This is a genomic window from Stenotrophomonas sp. K-6, assembly GCF_056861555.1.
Genome location: NZ_JBSPUC010000005.1, coordinates 75,794 through 95,275 on the forward strand (window position 1 = coordinate 75,794; position 19,482 = coordinate 95,275).

The following is a 19,482-nucleotide window of genomic DNA, read 5'->3' on the forward strand; positions in this document are numbered from 1 at the left end:
ACAGGTCGTCCACCAACTCTCCTGGTAAATGCCTTTAATAAAGTGGCGGATTGCCCTCTAACTGCACGTGTGGTCCAAGCATAGAAGGACAAGCGGCACGGAAATCGGCAGGCTTGGCTTGATCCCCTCACGGTATGCCTTACACTCGATTTAAGGCAGAGCTGTGGACCCGCGGCAACATGATGGCGCAGCCAGCGCAGCCAGCGCAGCCAGCGCAGCCAGCGCAGCCAGCGCAGCCAGCGCAGCCAGCGCAGGAAGGGGACTCTATTGGAGGCGAAATGTGTGGATCGCTTTTTAAGACAATTGCGCTTGCGGCACTGATCGGGCTGATTGGTGGCTTCTGTGGTGGGGGAGCAGTATGGATCACTCAGGGCCACACGCTGGAAGTCTTACCCGATAGCATTTCATACCCGGATTTGATTGCTGTATTGCTTACTGGAGTTGGTCTGTTGCTCTCCATTATTGGGTTGGCAGTGGCAATCATAGCAATCTACGGTTATCAGCACTTTAAGAAGACTGCGAAGACCGTGGCAACAGATCGAGCCAACGTGATTGCCGTAGAACGGCTGCAGGAGTTCCTCGCAGGAGCCGAAGTGTCAAGCCAGATTCACGCTAGAGTTCGAGAACTGGTTGTCGAGATCATGGAGAACAAGGCGCCCTACGCTGCATGGAGTAGAGAATCTAATGCCGAGGCGGCCAAGTTGGACGAGTTGGATCGGTCTCACGATTGAACCGAATGGTGACTTATGAGTAGTAGCGAGTGGATCTCACTTAGTTCAGAACAAAGGAACCTAATAACACAGGCCCAGCAGGGAGTTCCCGTGAAGATTGGTGCGCTCGCAAAGTCGTTCGGGCTTAATGTACTAACTTCAACACTGCCGGCTGGAATATCCGGGGAAATTCGCCCAGCTGGTAGTACCTATCAGATCAAGGTTAACCGGCACGATTCCCCCGCAAGGCAGCGTTTTACTTTGGCTCATGAGCTTGCCCACTTCCTGCTTCACCGTGCGGAAATCGGTGACGGAATATCTGACGATGTCTTGTATCGATCCTCACTGTCTGACCAAAGAGAAGCTCAAGCTAACCGTCTCGCGGCCGATATTCTGATGCCAATTGAACTCGTCCGAAGCGAAGTCCGGGCAAGGCCAGGTGTGCCGAGAGAAGACTTGGTCGCGGAGCTAGCAGAGCTTTTCTCGGTGTCAACTGTGGCAATGGAGATCAGGCTAGGTTTTCTTTAAGGATAAAGGGAGAGCTCGTGGTAAAGTCAATGTTCGACGAAATCAGGTATGCACCGATCGTAGAGATTCGTCCAGCCGAAATGCTGGCGCTTGAGACGCTTCCGGATAAGGATAAGAATCTGATCGCGCCGATCATGAAACTTCGGCCTTGGATGGCATCGCATGAGCTTGACAAATCGATCGGGCGTATCAAGTCGGCGTTCGGCCCGCGCGGCTGCTTCCTTGCATTGGCCGAATTGGACTTCGATGAGGCAACGCGGCCTGTTCACAGAGATCTGCGTCGTCTAGCCAATCCAAAGAATGGATTTGCCGAATGGTGCGCGTACTTCGAGGATCCTTCCCGTGGTCAGTTCATCCCTTGCGCTCAACTTACGCATCCTGAAGAGTTCATCCCTCAGGTGCAGGAGTTGGCTAAGTTCGGAAGGGGACTGGGGGTAATAGTGGAATCTGGTGCGCTGCCCTTCGCGGAGCTCATTGCAGAGAGATTGGCGCAGGCCAAGATAGGCCCTGACGTGCTCTTTGTGCTCGATCTCGGAAAGCAAAATTCCGGGATGCTTAATTCTGCAACTTCGATCAAAGATAGGCTGATCAATATTTCTAAGATCATTCCTCGGGCTACCCTCTCCGTCTCCGGGTCAACCTTCCCCGATGGCTTTGTGGGGATCAAATCTCAGCAAATTTTTGAGCGGCTCGCGTTCAACTCAATCAAGGGTGCAGTGCGCTTTCCGCTTGTCTATAGCGATCGTGGCAGCGCGAGGGCAGAGCGTCAGATCGGCGGCGGCGGGGCGCCAGCCCCCCGAGTGGACTACGCCGATGACAATTGGTGGTACTTCTATCGCTCCAGCGATGATACGAAGACCAGGCTGCGCCAGTATCAAGAAATGGCAAAAGAGGTCATGAATTCGCCTCAATGGGATCCCGATCTCCGAATCTGGGGCACGCAAATGATCGAACGCACTGCGCTCGGTGAGGAGAACGCTATAACCTCTCCGCCCCGTGCCACAGCTGCCAGAATTAATATCCATCTGCACCGTCAGCTTCATTATGGGGATCCGTCCGGGCTCTACGATACCGAGGATGAGTGGGTTGATTAACTTGTCGATTCCCACTCTTTAAATATACTGGCACGCTCCTGTGCCCGATCGGCAGCCTTCTTTCTCAAAGGCTTGTATACGCTCAGGGTGCCAAGTGATTCTCTGCCAATGGAAGAAATTTCAGAGCTATCCCAGAACTTTCTAGATGTCGTAGAAAATCGATCATAGAAATACTTCCTAAACGCCTCTGCAACTAGGCTGCCCAACATTGCACTCTGCGTGGAATCTTGAATCTTCCTCCGTTGCCGGGCGGGCAAAAGATCAACAAGCCTCTCCGGTACCGAATTTGATCTTGCACGCATTGGTCTGCAAACTCTCTTAACCCTGCCGCGATTCGAAACAGTCCAAAGTTCCACGCCGGTAACGTCAATGTCAATGTTAGCGGCGTGCTTCTCCGCCACCAAAAGAATTGTCAGGTCAAAGTACAGCTTGTAAGCCTTGATTTGCGTGGCAAGTCTTCGCAGAGAGTCACGCTCGCTCTTTATCTCAATGCCGATGAACTTCTTGTCGAGCACAGCAAGGTCTGCTCGAACGCCAGAGTCTGCGAGCCTGTATTCGTTCGCAATGATTGCCTCTGAGGATATTCGGCCCGACCTGTGCAATCGAGCAATCGCAAGGGCCTTCAGGTCTGCCTCAGACAGTGGCGGTACGGTTGAGGAGGTCATCGGACAATTTTAGCCGTAATCGACAAACGAGGCATCGGTGAATCGCCGAGCATCCTATAGGATGAATGCAGCGCATTTGGCTGTGACAAGTCCACTCTAAGTCGAAGTTCGTTGATCATCTCTCGATGCTGCAGCGCGCTTTGGCCCAGGCAGCCTCTGCAGTTCCCCGAAAGCGCTGTGCTGCTGCAAACGAAGAATGAGCCAAATGACCCTGGCGAGCCGTTCGAAGGGAGTATCGATGTGTCTGAGCTTGTGTGGCATTGAGCGGAACGAATGATTGCGGCGGCAGTCGGCGACACTTACCTTTTGAGCAGCCATCTGGCTTGCCTTGCAATTGCATACGTAGAGTTCAGCCAAGGATCGTTGGCGTCGATTTTGGACCGCGATCGTCTCGTGGATTGAGACCGCTGTCCAGCGGCGCCTTAGCTGGGATTCCGGTCAATGTCGTTCCAAGGGGCGCAGGTTGAGCTCTGCCACTTGCACATCGCTCGGTGCCTCTCAGGTTGGCCCATGTCCACCACGAGTCTCTTGGCGGATGGACTTGTCAGCGGCCTTCTAGCCGGCTCTTCGTAGTTGGTGCCAGCAAGCGATGGACAAATGCAAATACGCATGGTGGATGCTTCGACGCCGACGAGATTAAGAGGAAAAAGGGTGTGCACGTCCGCCCGCAGCAAGAGGCCGTTGGATAACAGGTTGGTCTCCTTGCCCATATAACGATGTATATGGGCCGCCTCAAGGACATGGACCACCCCGCAACCGGTCATTGCGCACTTGCTTCCATAGGCGTGCAGAAAGGCCGCCCGAAACTCTCGTTGTCCTCTGCGTTGCACGATAGACCTAAGCGCTCGATCTCTTTGGTCTTCGAGGTTTGCTGGGAAATAGCCGGAATCACTGACAAGCTGACGCTGCTGCTCAAGCTGTCTCACGGTGGCTCGGGAGACGAAAGTACGCGGCTCAACTTCCAGGAGCTTGATGAGTACCGCGGCGACGTTCGCCCCAACGTTTTTTGCAGGCTTTAGGCCCTCAATACACTCCTGTTGGTATTAGGCCAGTACATGGGAGATGTTCTGCATGCGGTACTCCCACGCCTTGGGAGTGCGCACGGACCGCGCGCAGACCTGCTCCGCCTGGTAGCATTCCTGTGCCATAGCCAGCCTTCCCTTGCGCGGTAGTAGCATGGGGCGGCCGTTGTACGACGGCCCCGCGAGCCAGGACACCCCCGTGCCCATTCAAGGAAGCTCGCATGTACCCGCGTACCCTCATCCGTTCTGCTACCCTGGCCCTGGCCATTTCGCTAACGCTTGGCGTGCCCGCCGCCTTCGCTGACGCGCCGGCCACCGCATCCGCCAGCGCCACCGCCCTCCAGCGCAAAGCCGTCGCCCAAGGCCTCTATGAGCTGGCCTTCAGCCCCAAGCAGAACGCCGTCTTCGTCGCCTCCTCGGGCGGTTTCGGTGATGCCGCTGGTCCGTCCCAGGTCCTGCGCCTGAACCCGGAAACCCTGGCCGTCGAAACCGCCATCCCGCTGGAACGCAAGGCTTTCGGCGTGGTGCTGGACGACGCCAACAACCGCCTGTACGTCGGTAACACGGTCGATACGTCGGTCACCGTGGTCGACACCGCTACCAACAAATCGGTCGGCATCGTGCAACTGATGGAAAAGAAGGTCGGCAAGGATGGCAAGGCCGCCTACACCCACGATCTGCGCGAGCTGGTCGTTGATGGCGCCAACAACCGCCTGTACGTCACCGGGCACTCGGGTGAGGGCAGCGTGCTGTTCGTGGTGGACACGCAGTCCCTGAAGGTCATCAACACCATTCCGGGCTTGGGCAATGCCAAGGCACCGGGTCTGGCGCTGGATGGCAAGGCCAAGCGCGTCTACACCTCCAACCTGCTGGCTGAGGTCGTCACTGTCGGCACCGACAGCGACAAGGTCGAGCAGCGCTTCAAGGTCAGTGCCGAGCAGCCTATGAACATCGCGCTGGATCCGGCCGGCAAGCGCCTGTTCGTGACCGACCAGGGCTCGGAGATGATCCGCAAGTACCAGGCCAGCAGCTCGGGCTTCGAATCGAAGCATCCGGGCCAGCGCGTGCTGGTGCTGGACCGCACCACCGGCAAGGAGCTGGCCAGCATCCCGACCGACGCCGGCCCGCTGGGCATTCTGCTGGATGCACCGCGCAAGCGTCTGTACGTGACCAACCGCGATGGCGGTACCGTGACCGCGTACAACAGCGACACCTACAAGCAGGTAGCGACGTACGCGGTGCCGACGCACCCGAACAGCCTGGCCCTGGATGCCAAGAAGAACGTGCTGTACGTGACCGTCAAGAACGGTGACAGCGAGCCGAAGGGCAGCGAAGAGTCTGTTGCTCGGATTGCGCTGTAACCAATGATCGCCAGACGCCGCCCGGTGAGGATTCCACCGGGCGGCTTCTGCGGTTCTTTACCTTCGGACCATTGATTGGCCGATTACCAATCGCACTTCGCTCGGTGGTAAGCCAGCGCGTGCAGGCTTGCACCGTCAACGGCTGCCACTGTCGTCGCCAACGGAATGCCTTCCAGCGATGCATAGGCTGAGCCGCGCAAGCTGGGAGCGATAATGACCGTCCTCGCATCTGGGTCAACGGCAATCAGACGCAGGTCGAACAATGTATGGATGTCAGCCCTGAGCAGTAGCCCATTGCTTACAGCGTTTGTCTCGCCATCCAAGTACGGAAAGATGTGCGCGGCTTCGAGTGCATCCAATACGTCACAGCCGGTGACGGCACAGCGTCCGGCATATGCCTTGATCAAGGCCGCACGAAATGCGGGCTGACCGCGTCGGCGAACAATGCTCGCAAGCACTCGCGTTCGCTGGTCGGAAGCGGTCCCTGGATTGAATGCGCCTTCCGTTTCAGCGTCCTGAGTCACCTGATCCAGAGTGGGCGCGCGGCTCTGCTGTGGGAATGGCCGCACCTCGATCAGCTTGACCAAGCGTGCCGCAACGTCCTGGCCCACGTTTTTGGCTGGTTTAAGACCGTCGATCCATTGCAAGTCGAGCCCATCTAGAACATAGGAAATGTTCTGCATGCGGAACTCCCACGCCTTGGCATTCCTCCCGACCTTCTCAGACAGCTCGCGGTAGGCGTGTGCCTTGACGACGCGGCGGCCATTCAACTCATCGGTCAACATATCGAGGTAAGCATCCACTGCTGCTTCCAGCTCACTGTCTGTCCAGTGCTCCACCATGGCGCAAGCAACTCTAATGCGAATCTTGGATTCGATAGAGCCAGCGTATCGCAATACACTGGGTCAATGAAGAGAGTGGTTGCGATTGTCCAAACAGATAGGGATCGATCCGGCGGCTACTGCGTTGCTAGCTTCCGCCGCACGTAATATCCCCGCCCCTCCCCAAACACCACACTCAGCGCCTCCACCTCCCCGAACGCATCCCGATGGAACTCGATCTCCAGCCCATCGATATCCGGTGACACAAACCGATTCGGCGACACCGGCAGCACGCGCCCATCGCGCTTCGTCCCAGCCACACCCACGCGCACCTCCCCACCAGCCACCTTCACCTCCAACGCCGGGATGTCGAAGATGTCGGCCAACGCACGGCGCTGCGCCATCGGCACGCGCTCGTCCTGCTCGAACACCCCGGCATAGTCCGCATACCGAGGCTCACGAAGGTCCAGTGCAACCGTGCGCACGGCAGGATTCACGCCACGCCCGATCGCATCGGACAGCGCATTGCGGATCTCCGTCGCCAGCGCAGCACCGTTCTCACCGTTGGTAAGAATGACGAAGCCGTCACCCGTCTCCAGATACCCCTCGATCCACGCCCGGTAACTGTCGTTGGAGCCGCCATGGTGGAAGATCCGGTTCTGCCCGGCACCGTCCAGGCGCGGGCCAAGGCCGTGCCAGCTCGGCGAGACCTCGGTCATCATGTCGGTCGCAATGGGCCGCGGCAGGAAATTGCCTTGGCCACGGTAGCTGGCCGTAAGAGCAGCAACGAACGCGGCCAGGTCGTTGGCACTGGTCCACAGGCCGGAGGCGCCTTGTTCCGGGAAGGACTGCCAGCCGCGCGGCAGGGCGGTGAGCTTGCCGTCGCCGTCATGCGCTTTGGCGATGTTGTCGGTGGTGGCCGGTGGATCGGTGAACCGGCTGCGCTGCATGCCCAGTGGCTCGAACACCTGTATGCGTGCGAGCGCGTCCAGCGACTGGCCGGTCACGTCTTCGAGCACGAGTTGTTCGACCATCACGCCGCCACCAGAGTAATCGCCCCGTTCGCCGGGTGTATGGATCAGACGTACGGGTTTGTTCTTGGCCGGAGCGATGCCGTGCAATGTCTGCAGCAAGGTGGGCAACGGTTCGCCGGGCAGGTAGTCGGCGAAGCCGTGCACGCCCAGCCCGGCGGTGTGCGACATCAACATGCGCAGGGTCAGCTGCGGTGCCGGCACCGACGGGGTAGCCGGGATTTTCCAGCTGCGCAGGTAGGTGGCGATGTCCCGGTCCAGCGCGAGGGTGCCGCCGGCGACCAAGCGCAGTGAGGTGGCGGCCGTAACCACCTTGCTGACCGAGCCGACCGAGAACAACGTGTCGGCATTCACGGCAGCTTGCGTGCCCATCGCGCGCTTCCCGTAGCCGACGCTGTGCACGAGCTTGCCATCCCGTAGAACAGCGATGGCCACACCGGGCACATGGTGCTGGGCCATGCGTTGCTGCAGCGACCAGTGCGGCAGCGCGGTATCGGCCGGCACCACGGTGGGGCGCAGGCCGGAGGCGAGCGCCGTGCGGATCGCCGCGTCTTCGCGGTCCGCCGCCGATGCGGGGCCAGCAAGCAGCAGTAGCAGCCCGGCACACAGTGACGCGCGCAGCAGGCCGCTCTGAGCGCGGTTGGATCGCAACAGGGTTGGTGCCTGCGGAGTGGATGCATAAGCCATGCGATACCTCATGAGGGGGCGATGCGCGAAAGACAGGCGTGCGCGTGCACGCCGCAGAGAGGGGCGATACGGTGCAGCGAAAGAGGGCACGGCGTGGCGGGCGATAGCGGCGGAGGCCATCGCACCGATCAGCGTCACCGATGGGGAGCGCAGACGGTCAGCGTCTGACGGCGACCGCACCACGCTGGGCGAGGTAGTCACGGACGCGATCGTTTCTTGCCTGGTTCAGCGGTGAGCGCCACTGCCCGAAATCGGCCACCACGCCCAGGTTGACGTCGGCACCGTGCTCGACCAGATAGGCCACGGTCTCTACATCGCCGGAGCGTGCTGCGTTGATCAGCGGGGTTTCGTCCAAGGCGACGATGCGGTTGACGTCGGCCCCGGCGCCGACCAGGCGCTCGACGACCGGCAGATGACCGCGACGTGCCGCAGCGATCAGCGGATTGCCATCGCCGCGCGAGGCCAGGTCGGGCTGCGCGCCGAGCACGAGCAGGGCGTCGACCATCGCCAGTTCGCCGTGCTTGGCGGCGATGATCAGCGCGGTGCCGTCGCCACTGACCTGCGTGTCCACGGCAACACCCGCCTTGACCAGCTGCTGCACGCGGGAGATGTCGCCGTTGCTGGCCGCGCTGAGCAGCTGCTCGGCGTGCGGCGAGACGGTGCGCGACGTAGTGGCGGCTTCGTTCTCTGCAACGATGATCGCGTTGCCCAACCGCGGCGTAGCGGCCACGGTGACACCAACATGCGCGACCAGCCCAACCGCACACAGCGCGCCCCAGCCGAAGTGGGCTGTCCTGCGCGTCGAGCGCGTGTCCAGGCGGAGCAGCCCATCGATGCGCTGGCTCAAGCCACATCGGGTGGCGGACATGCCGACGGCCAGTGGCGCGCTGCGTCCCCGCTGTGTCATCAGTCCCGCGATACCGGCCAGCAGGGAATTGGCATAGCCGGGGCCACTGCCGGTGCGCAGGGCCGCCTGCTCATCGCACGCCATCTCGCGGGCGAGATCCAGCCGACGGCCCAGCAGGCGCAGGAACGGGCTCCACCAGTACACGGCGAGCAGTGCACGCTGTGCAGCCGCGATCCACAGATCATGCCGACGAACATGCGCGGCTTCATGCAGCAGCAGATCACGCAGCGCGGCCGGGGGCAGGGTGGATGCCATCGTGGTCGGCACCAGAATGCGCGGCGACCACAGGCCAACCACCATCGGGCCCGGAGCGATATCAGATAGTGCAACGCTGGCACCCGCAGGCAGTTCTTCACCCAGCAGTGCTTCGTGCTGGGGCGACTGCCGCGCGCAGCGATGCAGGCGACGCGCTTGCCAGGCGCCTTGACCTAGGCGGCTCAGGCCCCAGAGCGTACCGAGCAACCAGATCACTACGGCGCCTTGCAGCAGCGTCGGCGTGGTGGAGGCGGGGGGTATCTTGGTAATGCTGTCCAGCTTCTGCGCGACAACCTGCACTGGAGCCCCAGTCGCCGAGGGCAGTACGGCCTGCTGCGCGACCTCAACAGTCGTCGGCGCGGTGCGAGGCAGCAGGACCAACAGCGGTGATGCCGCGGCCAGCACAAAGGCCACGCAGAGCGCCCAGGAGCGCGCTTCCGCACTGAGCCGGCTGCGCCCCAGCACCAAGGCCGCAAGTGCGAACAGCAGGGCGCTCTGCCAGAGGTGTTGCACGGCCATCGTCGCCACGGCTTGGGTCCAATGCACGGTCATTTGGGCGTCCTCGAAGGAGATGCGTCGTCCACGCGCTGCTGCAGCGCCTTGAGCTCGTCAGCGTCCATGTCGTGCTCATCGATCAGGTGCTGGGCCAGCACGCTGGGCGAATCGTTGAAGAAGGACTTGAGCAGATTCTCCAGCGCCTGTTTGCGCGCCTCGCTGCGGGTGATCGCGGCGCTGTAGATGAAGGCGCGACCCTCGCTGCGATGGTGGACCAGGCCTTTCTTGTCCAGCACCTTGAACATGGTCAGCACGGTCGTATAGGCGACGGGCTTCTTCTTGGACAGCTCGTCGGCGACCTCGCGCACGGACGCCTCCTTCTTCTTCCAGAGCACCTCCAGAATGCGGCGTTCGGCGTCGGTCAGGGCAGGCGATACGGGGCGGGCCATGGCTATCTACTGGTTCGTTAGTTGATGGCCGCATCGTGCGCCCGACGGATCGGTCGTGTCAACTATGTAATTAGTAATGGCCGGCCTGCATGGCGGACGATGGCGCCGCGCAGGCTACGTCGCCGGCGCTTATCTGTGGATCGTCATAGCCACGCAACAGCGCGCAGCTGGCACAGCACTCGCTCAGCGGCCTCTGCCGCAGGGCAGCACGCAATGCCGCATGGGCTGCAGGATGCGCGCCGAGGCCATGCAACAACAAGGTAAGTGCCAGCCCACAGCAGGTGCCGGACGCGCTCGGTTCCACACGATGCGCAGCCGCTGGCGTGATCTCATGACAGTCCATGTACCGGTTCCCAGCGTCGACGTGCCCCATGGCAACTATCGACCGCAGCCGTCTCAGAGGCTGAGATCGCTGCCGAGTGATGCCAGCATCTCACCGCTGAACGCCCCGGCCGGCATCAGTCAGCCCCGTGCACGTCACGTCAGCGACACCGCGATTTCTTTCACGGCTCACCCAACCCCGTCTCCCTAGGATCGAACCTTCCTTCCCCATCGCTCCAAGGAGTTCCCATGGCTGCTTCCCGCGTTCGCCTGCACGTTGAAGATTCCGGTGGTACCGGCCGCCCGGTCGTCCTGATCCACGGCTGGCCGCTGTCGGCCGAGTCGTGGAAGGCCCAGGTCCCCGCGCTGCGCGAGGCGGGCTACCGCGTGGTGGCCTATGACCGCCGCGGCTTCGGGCGCTCGGACAAGCCGGCCGATGGCTACGAGTACGATACGCTCGCCGATGATCTGGCCGGCGTGATCGAGGATCTGGACCTGAAGGACGCCACCCTGGTCGGCTTCTCGATGGGCGGTGGTGAAGTGGCGCGCTACGTCGCCAAGCACGGCGAGTCGCGCCTGCACAGCGTGGTGTTCGCCTCGGCGGTGCCGCCGTACATGCTCAAGACCAGCGACAACCCCGAGGGCCCGCTGACCCAGGAAAAGGCCGATGAAATGCGCGAAGGCCTGGAGAAGGGCCGCGACACGTTCTTCGATGGCTTCACCAAGGATTTCTTTAGCGCCAACGGCGAGCTCAAGGTCAGCGAGGAAGAGCGCCAGGCCGCTATCAAGCTCTGCCAGCAGTCCGACCAGACCGCCGCGCTGGGCTGCATGAAGGCCTTCGGTACGACCGACTTCCGCAGCGACCTCAAGAAGGTGACGGTGCCGACCTTGGTGCTGCACGGTGACAGCGATGGCACGGTCCCGTTCGAGGGCTCGGGCAAGCGCACTCATGCGGCCATCGCGGGCAGTGAGGTGGTGGTGCTGAAGGACGCGCCGCACGGCTGCAATGCCAGCCATGCCGATGCGTTCAACAAAGCACTGTTGGACTTCCTGAAGAAGTAAGTCGCAGCTCGCTCTTCGCAGTACGCGCCCGGCACGTTGCGATGACGTGTCGGGCGTTCTTGTACGCTGCACCCGCTGAGCGAGAATGCAGCGCCAGTCCACACGAGACCACCCATGCGCCAGTCCCAGACACCGCCCTGGAAGAAGCCCAGTCCCAACGGGAAGAAGAAGTCGCAGCCGCTCTCCGAGGCGCAGAAGGATGCGGCACGTCAGCGTGCCGAGGAAAACGCGCGGCGCTATCCCAATCTGGTCGACAACATGTGGGCGGCCAAACTGCCACGCGGCAGTTGACCGGCCCCTTGCTCAGCGCTTGACCGCGAGCACGCCGTCCATCGCCAGCTCGGCCTTGAAGCCTGCCTTTTCCAGACGCTTGGCGACCTCGCGCGGCACATCGCGGCCGCTGGTGAGTTTGTTCGGCGCACCGGTGTAGTGGAACATCCGGCCGCCCTTGCGGATGACGCGTGCGAGCTGGTCGTAGAACACCTGTGAATACAGTTCGCCGGCGATGCCGAAGCGCGGCGGATCATGCAGGATCGCGTCGACCGAGGCGGTCTCCAGCGCTTCGATCTCCTGCGATACATCCCCCTGGCTCAGCGCCAGCCGGCCGCCGCTGCTTTCCGCGTCCGGATCGGGCGACCACGGATTGAGCGTGCGCAGCCACAGCACATCCGGATTCTTCTCGAACGAGCGAATACGGGTGACCCCACCTTCCAGGCAGCACGCGGCGAAGTAGCCCAGGCCGCCACAGGTATCCAGCACGGTCTTGCCGGCCGGCGCGATCAACGCGACCTTGCGGCGGGCATCCTCGAACGGGGACACCTGCGCGCTGGGCAGCATCTTGATGCCGTCGATCTCGAACGTCGGCGCGTCCCAGTCAGTCGGCACCAGCTTGATCAACGCCGAGCCGAAGCGCGAGATCGCCAGGAATTCTTCGCCGTCCCAGTAGTACAGGGTGCGGTCCTTGGTCTTGCCGGGATAGGCGTAGGTTTCACCCTTCCACTGCCAGTGGTCGGCCGCCAGCGTGGCGGTGCCGGTGGAGCGGCCGAGGTCGAGCGAGCCGGTCCATTCGCCGGTGCCGGCATCGCGGGCGCGGGTCAGGCTCTCGGCGAGCGGGCGGGTCAGCAGGGGGCCGGTGTAATGGGGCACGGGATCTCAGGCCGCGGCGCGAGCGCCAGACGGTATGGCAGTCAGGGGTGGGCATCGTACCTGAGAAGGCCGTGCGGGCCGTCATCCGGCCCCGTGGTGGCGGGAATCCGACCCAGCGATGCGTTGGTGTCCGAGGGGCTCGCAAGGGGTGCGCTGATCGTGGGGGGCGTGTGGGCTTTGGATACTTGGCCCATGTCCTACGACCACATCCTCTGGCCGACCGGCACTGCCTACTTCTTCAGCGCGCACCTGCGCGATCGCAGCAGCAGCCTGCTGGTGGAACAGGCGCAGACCCTGCGCTTGGCGTTCCGGGTGGCACAGCAGGCGCGGCCGTTCCGGATCAACGCGATCGTGGTGCTGCCGGACCATCTGCACGGCGTGTGGACGCTGCCGGAAGGCGATGAGGAAGGCCATCGGCGCTGGGCGCAGATCCAGGCGATCTTCGACCGCCAGTTGCCGATGACGGATCCACGGCTGCAGCTCCGGCGTGATCGCAGCCTGCGTCCGCTCTGGCACAACGGCTTTCGCGAGCATCGGATCGTCGATGCCGAGGACCTGCAGCGGCATGTGGCCTATGTGCACCACAACCCGGTCAAGCATGGCCATGTGAGGGATGCGACGCAATGGCCATACAGTTCGATCCATCGCGGCCGCCGCGAGCCGGGGGAGGGCGCCTGACGTAAGGGGATGGGGGCCTGCCCGCGGAAGCATGCGGCAGGCGGTAGCGGGGGATGGGTGTTGCGGACCGGGCTACGGGTGCGGGCGTGCGGTGGGCCGCAGCCAGCACCCGTGGCCCGGTAGGCGGGCGCGGCGCATCGTGGCGATCAGGGGCACTTCACCGGGAACACCGGCCCGGCGCCGATCAGGACCAGCGCCATGTAGTCGCTGTCCTTGGCTTTGCCCTTGAGCGTGGCACCGGGGTTGAACTTGAAGATGCCGAAGCCGCCACCGGGGCGCACCAGGGCCTTGTTGATCTGGTCGGCATCGTCGCGGAAGAACTGCGCGATCTCGGCGCGGCTGGATTCCTGCAGCGGCGTGGCATCGCGCTGCCATTGCTCATCGCGGTTGAAGGACACGTAGTACTGCCCCTGCTGCTGCTCGATGCGGAATTCCGCCGGCTTGCGCGCGTGGGTGGAGAAGCAGCCGAGCATTGGATCGGAAGAGAACACGCCGGCGCTGTTGTCCTTGCCGCAACCGGTCAGCAGGAGCGGGGACAGGAGAAGCAGGCTGGGCAACAAGCTGGGCAACAAGCGCATGGCGGTTCCTGTCGGCGGATGTTGAGGGCATTGTCCAACACGGCATGAAAAGATCCCGTCTGTGTGCGTCGCGGGCGATGGTGTACGGTGACGCGATTCTCAGGAGACACCCCGTGCTGCCAGATTCCCCGCAGGCACCCCGCTCACCATCGACGGCGCCGATCTCGGCCCAGCGGCTGCCGCTGCTCGGCCTGATCAGCTTCCTCGGCCTCCCCATAGGTGCCTTTGCCGCGCACATCGCCACTGCGGCCAACCACGGTGTCACCGCAGGCGCCAGCACCACCGGTGTCTCGATCGGCGTACTCGCCTCGGCCGCCGTGGGTCTGATCGCCACGGTGGGCTCGCGCGTGCGTCAGGAACGCTGGCCGTGGCTGGGCATCATCGGCGCGGTACTCAGCGCTGCGCCGCTGGTGCTGTTCCTGGTCGGGATGATGTTCAAGCACTGAGCCGCCCGCTCAGTGCCGGTGCCGCCGCCAGGCATTCCACACATGCGTGCTGGCCAACAGCAGGCTGCCGACCACGGTCATCGGGGTCTCGGCCTCATGGCTCGGCCAGCCCACGGCGCCGGCCAGCAGCAACAACAGCCCGGCCAAAGCACCAGTGATCGCCAGCACGGGCAGGCGATGTTGGCGGTGCGCGCGCCACAGCGCGAAGCCGGTCACCGGCGCGGCGATGGCCACGAACAGGGCATGCACCCACTCGGCTTCGGCCCACACGCCCATCAGCGGGAGCATCGCCGCCAGCAGCGGCAGGGCCAGGCAGTGCAGCAGGCATAGGCCGGACAGCGCAATGGCGCCGGCATCCAACAGGGCAGATGATCGCTTCATGGGGCGTAAGGGTCTTGGTTCGTGAGTGTTATATAGTAACATTTCAATTCCCCTCCAGACCTGCTGCGCCATGACTGCCTCTGCTGCCCTTCATGATTCCCGTCTGCCGGTAACGGTGCTGTCCGGCTTCCTCGGTGCCGGCAAGACCGCCCTGCTCAATCAGCTGCTGCGCAACCGCGAGGGCCGCCGGGTGGCGGTGATCGTCAACGACATGAGCGAGATCAATGTCGACGCGCAGCTGGTCCGTGATGGCGGCGCGGCGCTCAGCCGAACCGAGGAGACGCTGGTGGAGTTCAGCAACGGCTGCATCTGCTGCACGCTGCGCGATGACCTGCTGCACGAGGTGCGCAGGCTTGCGGCGGAGGGACGCTATGACTATCTGTTGATCGAGTCGACCGGGATCGCCGAGCCGATGCCGGTCGCGGCAACCTTCTCGGTGCGCGATGAGGCGGGCTTCAGCCTCAGCGACATCGCGCGGCTGGACACGCTGGTGACGGTGGTCGATGGCGCGCAGTTCCTGCACGATTTCGGCTCCAGCGATCGCTTGATCGATCGTGGCCAGCAGGCGGGTGAGGAGGATGACCGTGGCGTGGTGAATCTGCTCGCCGAGCAGATCGAGTTCGCCAACGTGATCGTGGTGAGCAAGTGCGATCTGATCGACGACGACACGCTGCAATCCACGCTGGCCGTGCTGCGCGCGATGAACCGGGACGCGCGGCTGGTGCTGTCCGAGCACGGCAACGTGCCGCTGCACGAGGTGCTTGATACCGGCCGCTACGACTTCGTCAAAGCGCAGTTGGCACCGGGCTGGATGCAGGCACTGCGCGGGCAGCACACACCGGAGACCGAGGAATACGGCATCACCAGTTTCGTCTACCGCTCGCGCCGGCCGTTCCATCCGCAACGCTTTGCGCGCTTGCTGGAGACCGGGCTGGGCAGCGTGATCCGCAGCAAGGGCTTCTTCTGGCTGGCCAACCGCATGGACTCGGTGGGTGAGCTCTCCAGCGTCGGTGCGGCCACGCAGACCTCGGTCGCGGGGGTCTGGTACGCCTCGCGCGAGCGCATGGAAGCGGGCCTGGAGAACACTGTGCCCGAGATGCCACCTACGCGCGTGCCCTACACGGATATCGGCTGGGCCCGCCAACAGGCCGCGTGCTGGACCGCGCCTCTGCCCACCGTGGACCAGGTCGGCGATGCCGGTGAGTACCAGGCGATGCGCCGGCTGTGGCATCCCTGGTGGGGCGACCGCCGCCAGGAACTGGCGGTGATCGGCGTGGCGATGGACGAGCACGCGGTGCGGGCCGAGCTTGATGCCTGCCTGCTCAATGATGAGGAGCTGCGCGCCGGGCCGCTGTTGTGGCAGTTGTTGCCGGATGCGTTCCCGGCGTGGGCGCGCGCATGAGCAAACGGATGCAGGAGTTCAGGTGGTCAGTTGCCTTGCCATGTCCTTGATGACCACTTCGATGATCGTTCGCACCATGCGCATCTCGCCGTACAGCGTCACCCCGGCGACATCCGCCCAGTGAGCGTTTTCCGTTTCGATCTCCGCCTTCACCGCCTCAGCCAACGGAACGACACGGGACACCATCTCGGAAAGGCGCCGCTGCGCCAAGCGCGACGGCAGGCCCAGCTGTACCCCGGCATCGACCAGCAAGGCTGGCGTGATATCGGCGAAACGCTGCACGCCGAGCAGATCCCAAGCAAGCGTAGACGCTTGCGGCCAGCTCGGACTGTCCTCTTTGTAGGCGCGGCTGCGGCCCGCGACGGTGCTGAGCAGATCGTAGTGTGGGGCAAGGTCGGTGCCACCTGTGCCGACGAGAAAGCTCAGGTTCTTCAGATGGGCATCGTCGTTGCCAGTCAACACATTGAACACCAACCAGTCAAACAGTCGCCTGCGCGTGTTAAGTCTCTCGCGGCAGTAGTGGATTGCCGCACCCAACGTCCGAAGGCTTCCCGCACTGTATTTGTCTCCGCGCTGGAGGTTCAACAGTTGGCAGGCGTCGATGGCATGCACGCGGCGTGTGCTGCCGCCGTCCGTGACACGGTCAAACCGTTCGATCAGAAAGACCGGCTCGGGCACATAGCGTCGCTGCACCTCGGGCACCATCAGCCCCATCGCGCGGGCCAGCCGCATGACGAAGTACTCGTTGATGACCGTGTGCGGATAATCAGGGTCGGTACTGTCCGGCTTCAGAACATGGGTGGACGTTTCCGTGCCGACAGGCTGGTACAGCAAGCCTTGGTCTTCGATGACGGCCAATTTGTGTTGTGCGCCGGCCAACGACATTCGCTTTTCCGCGCCGCCGGCCAGTGAGTGGCGCGGCAGGTTCTGGATGCGCTGGGAGAGTTCGGCATCCGGCAATCGCGCCCGGCTCCCTGGCGCCAGGGTTACATGCGGGGGCAGCAGGGTCAGCGCACCCGCGGATTCAGTACCGTAGTGGGTCAGCAGGGCGAAGTCATCGCTGCCGCGGAGTCCAGCGTCCTGCGCCATGCGTGTGCGCTGCTGATCTTCTGGGAGCAGATTGTCGAAGTACCATTGCACGGGGCGCGAAGTACTGCCGTCCAGAAGGGGGCTGTGGCTGCGCGGCAGCCAAGGCGAGAGGTCGAAGCTCTCTGGATGATCACGCCAGGTGGGCGCGTACTCGAACCGCCATAGGTTTCGATGCTCGTGCAAGGTGCCAACGGGCTGGCCATCCAGGGTGGCCAGCAACGCGCGCTCTGGATAGTGCATCCCTTCCAGGAACACGTCACCCAGCGCAGGTTGGGCAGCGTTGATGGATGACGAATTCATCGTTTCGCTCCGCGCATTCTGTCCTGCTCCTGCAGCAGTGCTACGGCCGCGTCGGGCACATCGATCTCCACGCGCAGGCCGAGTTCCGTTAGAACCTGGAACAGCTTCTGCCACTGCACAGTGCCGCCGCCGCGCTCGACCTTGGCAAGGAAGTTCTCGCTGACGCCGATGCCTTCGGCGGTGTCGTCCTGGCGCATTCCCTGGCACTTGCGCGTGGCTCGGACCAAGGGACCGAGTTCTTCATGGTGCTTGAGCGTGACCTTCATGCATTATCCTTACGGACGTGTGGATTCTGCGGCAGTGGTGCGAGAGTACGCCAAAATCCTTTTTGACGTAAGGATTTCAATTAAAGGCGTGTCGACACGAGAATAATCCTCTCGATCATGAGGATTCAAACCAGCCCGTCAGTTGCCACCCGACGCTCGTCGCGCTCAGAACGTCAGTCAATCCCACCGCCTCCAGCAGCGCGGCATCGTGCGACACGATCATCAGCGTGCCGCGGTACTGGCTGAGCATCTGCTCCAGCGCGGTCAGCGAGGGCAGGTCGAGGTGATTGCCGGGTTCGTCTAGCAGCAGCAATTGCGGCGGCGTCTGCGCGTACAGCACGGACGCCAGCGCCGCCTTCAGGCGTTCGCCACCGCTGAGCGTGCCCAACGGCCGCAGGCTGCGCTCGGCATCCAGGCCGAGCAGGGCCAACTGGGTGCGAAGAGTGCCTTCGTCGGCCACCGGATGCGCGCGTTGCAGCAGTGACAGGGCCGAGGCGTCATCGGGCAGCATCGTGAGCGACTGATCGAGCAGGGCGACGCTGGCCGCCACTTCGACGTGCCCCGACACCGGCACCAAGGTGCCGGCCAGCAGCCGCAGGAGGGTGGATTTGCCGCTGCCGTTGCGGCCCTGTACGCCGATCCGCTGGCCGCGCAGCACGGTGAGATCCAGCATGTTCCAAGGCGCCGGCACCCACGGCAGTTCGGCGGCGATGAGCTCGGCCACACGCTGGGGCCCGGGCTCATGGATCACCGGAGCGAGCAGGGCGATCTCGATGTCCTGCTCCACCTCGCCGGCAGCCTCGCGCACGCGCGCGTCCAGTTCGATGCGGCGCTCGTTCTGCTGCGCCTGCCAGCGGCCGGCAGTGTGCTCGCTGCGGTTCTTCATGCCACCGAGCAGGATCGGTGCCTGGTTGGCGGTGCGTGCATCGCGTGTGGCGCGCGCTTGCCGATGCGCCATCTTCTCGCGCTGATCGCGCAGCTCGGTCTGTTGCTGGCGCCGCTCGCGTTTGCGCAGTGTCAGCTGGGCCTGGGCACTGCGCCGCTCGTCCTGTTTCTGTTCGGCGTAGAGAGCGTAGTTGCCGCCGTACTGGCGCAGCCCCCCTGGCGACAGCTCGACGATACGCGCCATGTGCCGCAGCAACGTGCGGTCGTGGCTGATCACGATCAGGCCACCGTGCCAGCGCTGCAGCGCCTCGATCAGGCGTGTGCGGTGGGCGGCGTCGAGGTGGTTGCTGGGTTCATCCAGGATCAGCCCCTCGGCACCGGACAGGAACGCACCGGCCAGTGCGACCTGCATCGCCTGGCCACCGCTGAGCGTGGCGGCGGGCCGCAGGGGATCCAGCGCGGGCAGGCCGAGCAGCTGCCACTGCGCCTGCAACTGCTCGCGGAGGTCCCAGCGCTCACCCACGCGGGTGAAGTCGTCCGGATCCACGCTGCCGGCTTCGATGCGGTGCAGGGCATCGAGCACCGCGCCGACACCGGCCAGATCGGCGATACGGCCTGCGGGTACGCCACTGTGCTGCGTGAGCAGGTGCACCGGGCCGCTGCGCAGGATGCGGCCGGAGCTGGGCGTGAGATCGCCACTGAGCAGGCGCGCGAGCAGGCTTTTGCCCACGCCGTTGCGCCCGACCAGGCCGGTCGGGGTGCCGTCGAACGCGGCGGACAGTTCGGAAAACAGGACCCGGCCGTCGGGCAGAGTCTGCGTCACGCGATCAAGCGTGAGAGCGAATGCGGTCATGCGACCTCCATTGGATGCCAAGGACTCCCCTCCTGCGGAACAGATGGGTG

Annotated in this window: 21 protein-coding genes; 9 read left to right on the forward strand and 12 right to left on the reverse strand. The window is 63.3% G+C overall.

The window, feature by feature from the left end:
* The first annotated feature begins 134 nt into the window (after positions 1–134).
* From AC13F7_RS15305 to AC13F7_RS15315, 3 genes are all read left to right on the forward strand, one after another.
* On the forward strand, positions 135–731 hold the full coding sequence (locus AC13F7_RS15305; RefSeq protein ID WP_483001871.1) for a hypothetical protein: 597 nt from the start codon (positions 135–137) through the stop codon (positions 729–731).
* Positions 732–821: 90 nt separating this feature from the next.
* Entirely contained in the window at positions 822–1,238 is a 417-nt protein-coding gene (locus AC13F7_RS15310) for an ImmA/IrrE family metallo-endopeptidase (protein WP_483001873.1), read from the forward strand.
* Between the two features lie 29 nt (positions 1,239–1,267).
* Positions 1,268–2,332, forward strand: coding sequence for a beta family protein (locus tag AC13F7_RS15315; RefSeq protein ID WP_483001875.1), 1,065 nt, complete (start codon positions 1,268–1,270; stop codon positions 2,330–2,332).
* Here the strand turns inward: AC13F7_RS15315 and AC13F7_RS15320 are convergent.
* Together AC13F7_RS15320 and AC13F7_RS15325 are read right to left on the reverse strand one after the other, a co-directional pair.
* Complete coding sequence (locus tag AC13F7_RS15320) at positions 2,329–2,997, reverse strand: sce7726 family protein (RefSeq protein ID WP_483001877.1); 669 nt, start codon at positions 2,995–2,997, stop codon at positions 2,329–2,331. The two genes, AC13F7_RS15315 and AC13F7_RS15320, sit on opposite strands and share 4 nt — an antisense overlap.
* A gap of 422 nt (positions 2,998–3,419) precedes the next feature.
* On the reverse strand, positions 3,420–3,761 hold the full coding sequence (locus tag AC13F7_RS15325) for an HNH endonuclease (RefSeq protein ID WP_483002319.1): 342 nt from the start codon (positions 3,759–3,761) through the stop codon (positions 3,420–3,422).
* 479 nt (positions 3,762–4,240) lie between these two features.
* On the opposite strand from AC13F7_RS15325, the gene AC13F7_RS15330 reads away from it, so the two are divergent.
* Positions 4,241–5,380, forward strand: coding sequence for a YncE family protein (locus AC13F7_RS15330; RefSeq protein ID WP_483001879.1), 1,140 nt, complete (start codon positions 4,241–4,243; stop codon positions 5,378–5,380).
* 83 nt (positions 5,381–5,463) lie between these two features.
* Here the strand turns inward: AC13F7_RS15330 and AC13F7_RS15335 are convergent, their stop codons facing one another.
* The 4 genes from AC13F7_RS15335 to AC13F7_RS15350 form a co-directional block, all read right to left on the reverse strand.
* Positions 5,464–6,183: an HNH endonuclease gene (locus tag AC13F7_RS15335; protein ID WP_483001880.1), complete on the reverse strand. Its 720-nt coding sequence runs from the start codon at positions 6,181–6,183 to the stop codon at positions 5,464–5,466.
* Positions 6,184–6,338: 155 nt separating this feature from the next.
* Positions 6,339–7,919, reverse strand: coding sequence for a serine hydrolase domain-containing protein (locus AC13F7_RS15340; RefSeq protein ID WP_483001882.1), 1,581 nt, complete (start codon positions 7,917–7,919; stop codon positions 6,339–6,341).
* A gap of 157 nt (positions 7,920–8,076) precedes the next feature.
* A complete protein-coding gene (locus AC13F7_RS15345; protein ID WP_483001884.1) occupies positions 8,077–9,633 on the reverse strand; it encodes an ankyrin repeat domain-containing protein in 1,557 nt (518 codons plus the stop codon).
* Positions 9,630–10,025: a BlaI/MecI/CopY family transcriptional regulator gene (locus tag AC13F7_RS15350; RefSeq protein ID WP_070426511.1), complete on the reverse strand. Its 396-nt coding sequence runs from the start codon at positions 10,023–10,025 to the stop codon at positions 9,630–9,632. The genes AC13F7_RS15345 and AC13F7_RS15350 overlap by 4 nt, the downstream gene beginning before the upstream one ends.
* A gap of 570 nt (positions 10,026–10,595) precedes the next feature.
* On the opposite strand from AC13F7_RS15350, the gene AC13F7_RS15355 reads away from it, so the two are divergent.
* Positions 10,596–11,408: an alpha/beta fold hydrolase gene (locus AC13F7_RS15355; RefSeq protein WP_483001886.1), complete on the forward strand. Its 813-nt coding sequence runs from the start codon at positions 10,596–10,598 to the stop codon at positions 11,406–11,408.
* A gap of 114 nt (positions 11,409–11,522) precedes the next feature.
* The gene (locus AC13F7_RS15360; RefSeq protein ID WP_483001888.1) at positions 11,523–11,699 is read left to right on the forward strand and encodes a hypothetical protein; all 177 of its coding nucleotides are present in this window, start codon (positions 11,523–11,525) and stop codon (positions 11,697–11,699) included.
* A gap of 12 nt (positions 11,700–11,711) precedes the next feature.
* On the opposite strand, the gene AC13F7_RS15365 is transcribed toward AC13F7_RS15360, so the two are convergent.
* The gene (locus AC13F7_RS15365) at positions 11,712–12,554 is read right to left on the reverse strand and encodes a class I SAM-dependent methyltransferase (protein ID WP_483001890.1); all 843 of its coding nucleotides are present in this window, start codon (positions 12,552–12,554) and stop codon (positions 11,712–11,714) included.
* 192 nt (positions 12,555–12,746) lie between these two features.
* On the opposite strand from AC13F7_RS15365, the gene AC13F7_RS15370 reads away from it, so the two are divergent.
* Positions 12,747–13,232: an REP-associated tyrosine transposase gene (locus AC13F7_RS15370; protein WP_483001892.1), complete on the forward strand. Its 486-nt coding sequence runs from the start codon at positions 12,747–12,749 to the stop codon at positions 13,230–13,232.
* Between the two features lie 146 nt (positions 13,233–13,378).
* Here AC13F7_RS15370 and AC13F7_RS15375 read toward each other — a convergent pair whose 3' ends face one another.
* Positions 13,379–13,810 (reverse strand): hypothetical protein, encoded by a 432-nt coding sequence (locus AC13F7_RS15375; protein WP_346472892.1) that lies wholly within the window; start codon positions 13,808–13,810, stop codon positions 13,379–13,381.
* 113 nt (positions 13,811–13,923) lie between these two features.
* On the opposite strand from AC13F7_RS15375, the gene AC13F7_RS15380 reads away from it, so the two are divergent.
* Positions 13,924–14,256: a hypothetical protein gene (locus AC13F7_RS15380; RefSeq protein ID WP_483001894.1), complete on the forward strand. Its 333-nt coding sequence runs from the start codon at positions 13,924–13,926 to the stop codon at positions 14,254–14,256.
* Between the two features lie 9 nt (positions 14,257–14,265).
* On the opposite strand, the gene AC13F7_RS15385 is transcribed toward AC13F7_RS15380, so the two are convergent.
* On the reverse strand, positions 14,266–14,637 hold the full coding sequence (locus AC13F7_RS15385) for a MerC domain-containing protein (protein WP_483001896.1): 372 nt from the start codon (positions 14,635–14,637) through the stop codon (positions 14,266–14,268).
* Between the two features lie 70 nt (positions 14,638–14,707).
* Between AC13F7_RS15385 and AC13F7_RS15390 the strand changes: the two genes are divergently transcribed.
* Complete coding sequence (locus AC13F7_RS15390) at positions 14,708–16,039, forward strand: GTP-binding protein (RefSeq protein WP_483001898.1); 1,332 nt, start codon at positions 14,708–14,710, stop codon at positions 16,037–16,039.
* Between the two features lie 18 nt (positions 16,040–16,057).
* Here the strand turns inward: AC13F7_RS15390 and AC13F7_RS15395 are convergent, their stop codons facing one another.
* The 3 genes from AC13F7_RS15395 to AC13F7_RS15405 all read right to left on the reverse strand — a co-directional run bounded on the left by AC13F7_RS15395 (position 16,058) and on the right by AC13F7_RS15405 (position 19,432).
* Positions 16,058–17,428 carry a HipA domain-containing protein gene (locus AC13F7_RS15395; RefSeq protein WP_483001900.1) on the reverse strand — a complete coding sequence of 457 codons (1,371 nt, stop codon included), beginning with the start codon at positions 17,426–17,428 and terminating at the stop codon, positions 16,058–16,060.
* Positions 17,425–17,694 (reverse strand): helix-turn-helix domain-containing protein, encoded by a 270-nt coding sequence (locus tag AC13F7_RS15400; protein WP_123731323.1) that lies wholly within the window; start codon positions 17,692–17,694, stop codon positions 17,425–17,427. The genes AC13F7_RS15395 and AC13F7_RS15400 overlap by 4 nt, the downstream gene beginning before the upstream one ends.
* Positions 17,695–17,809: 115 nt before the next feature.
* Positions 17,810–19,432, reverse strand: coding sequence for an ABC-F family ATP-binding cassette domain-containing protein (locus AC13F7_RS15405; RefSeq protein WP_483001902.1), 1,623 nt, complete (start codon positions 19,430–19,432; stop codon positions 17,810–17,812).
* Positions 19,433–19,482 lie beyond the last annotated feature (50 nt).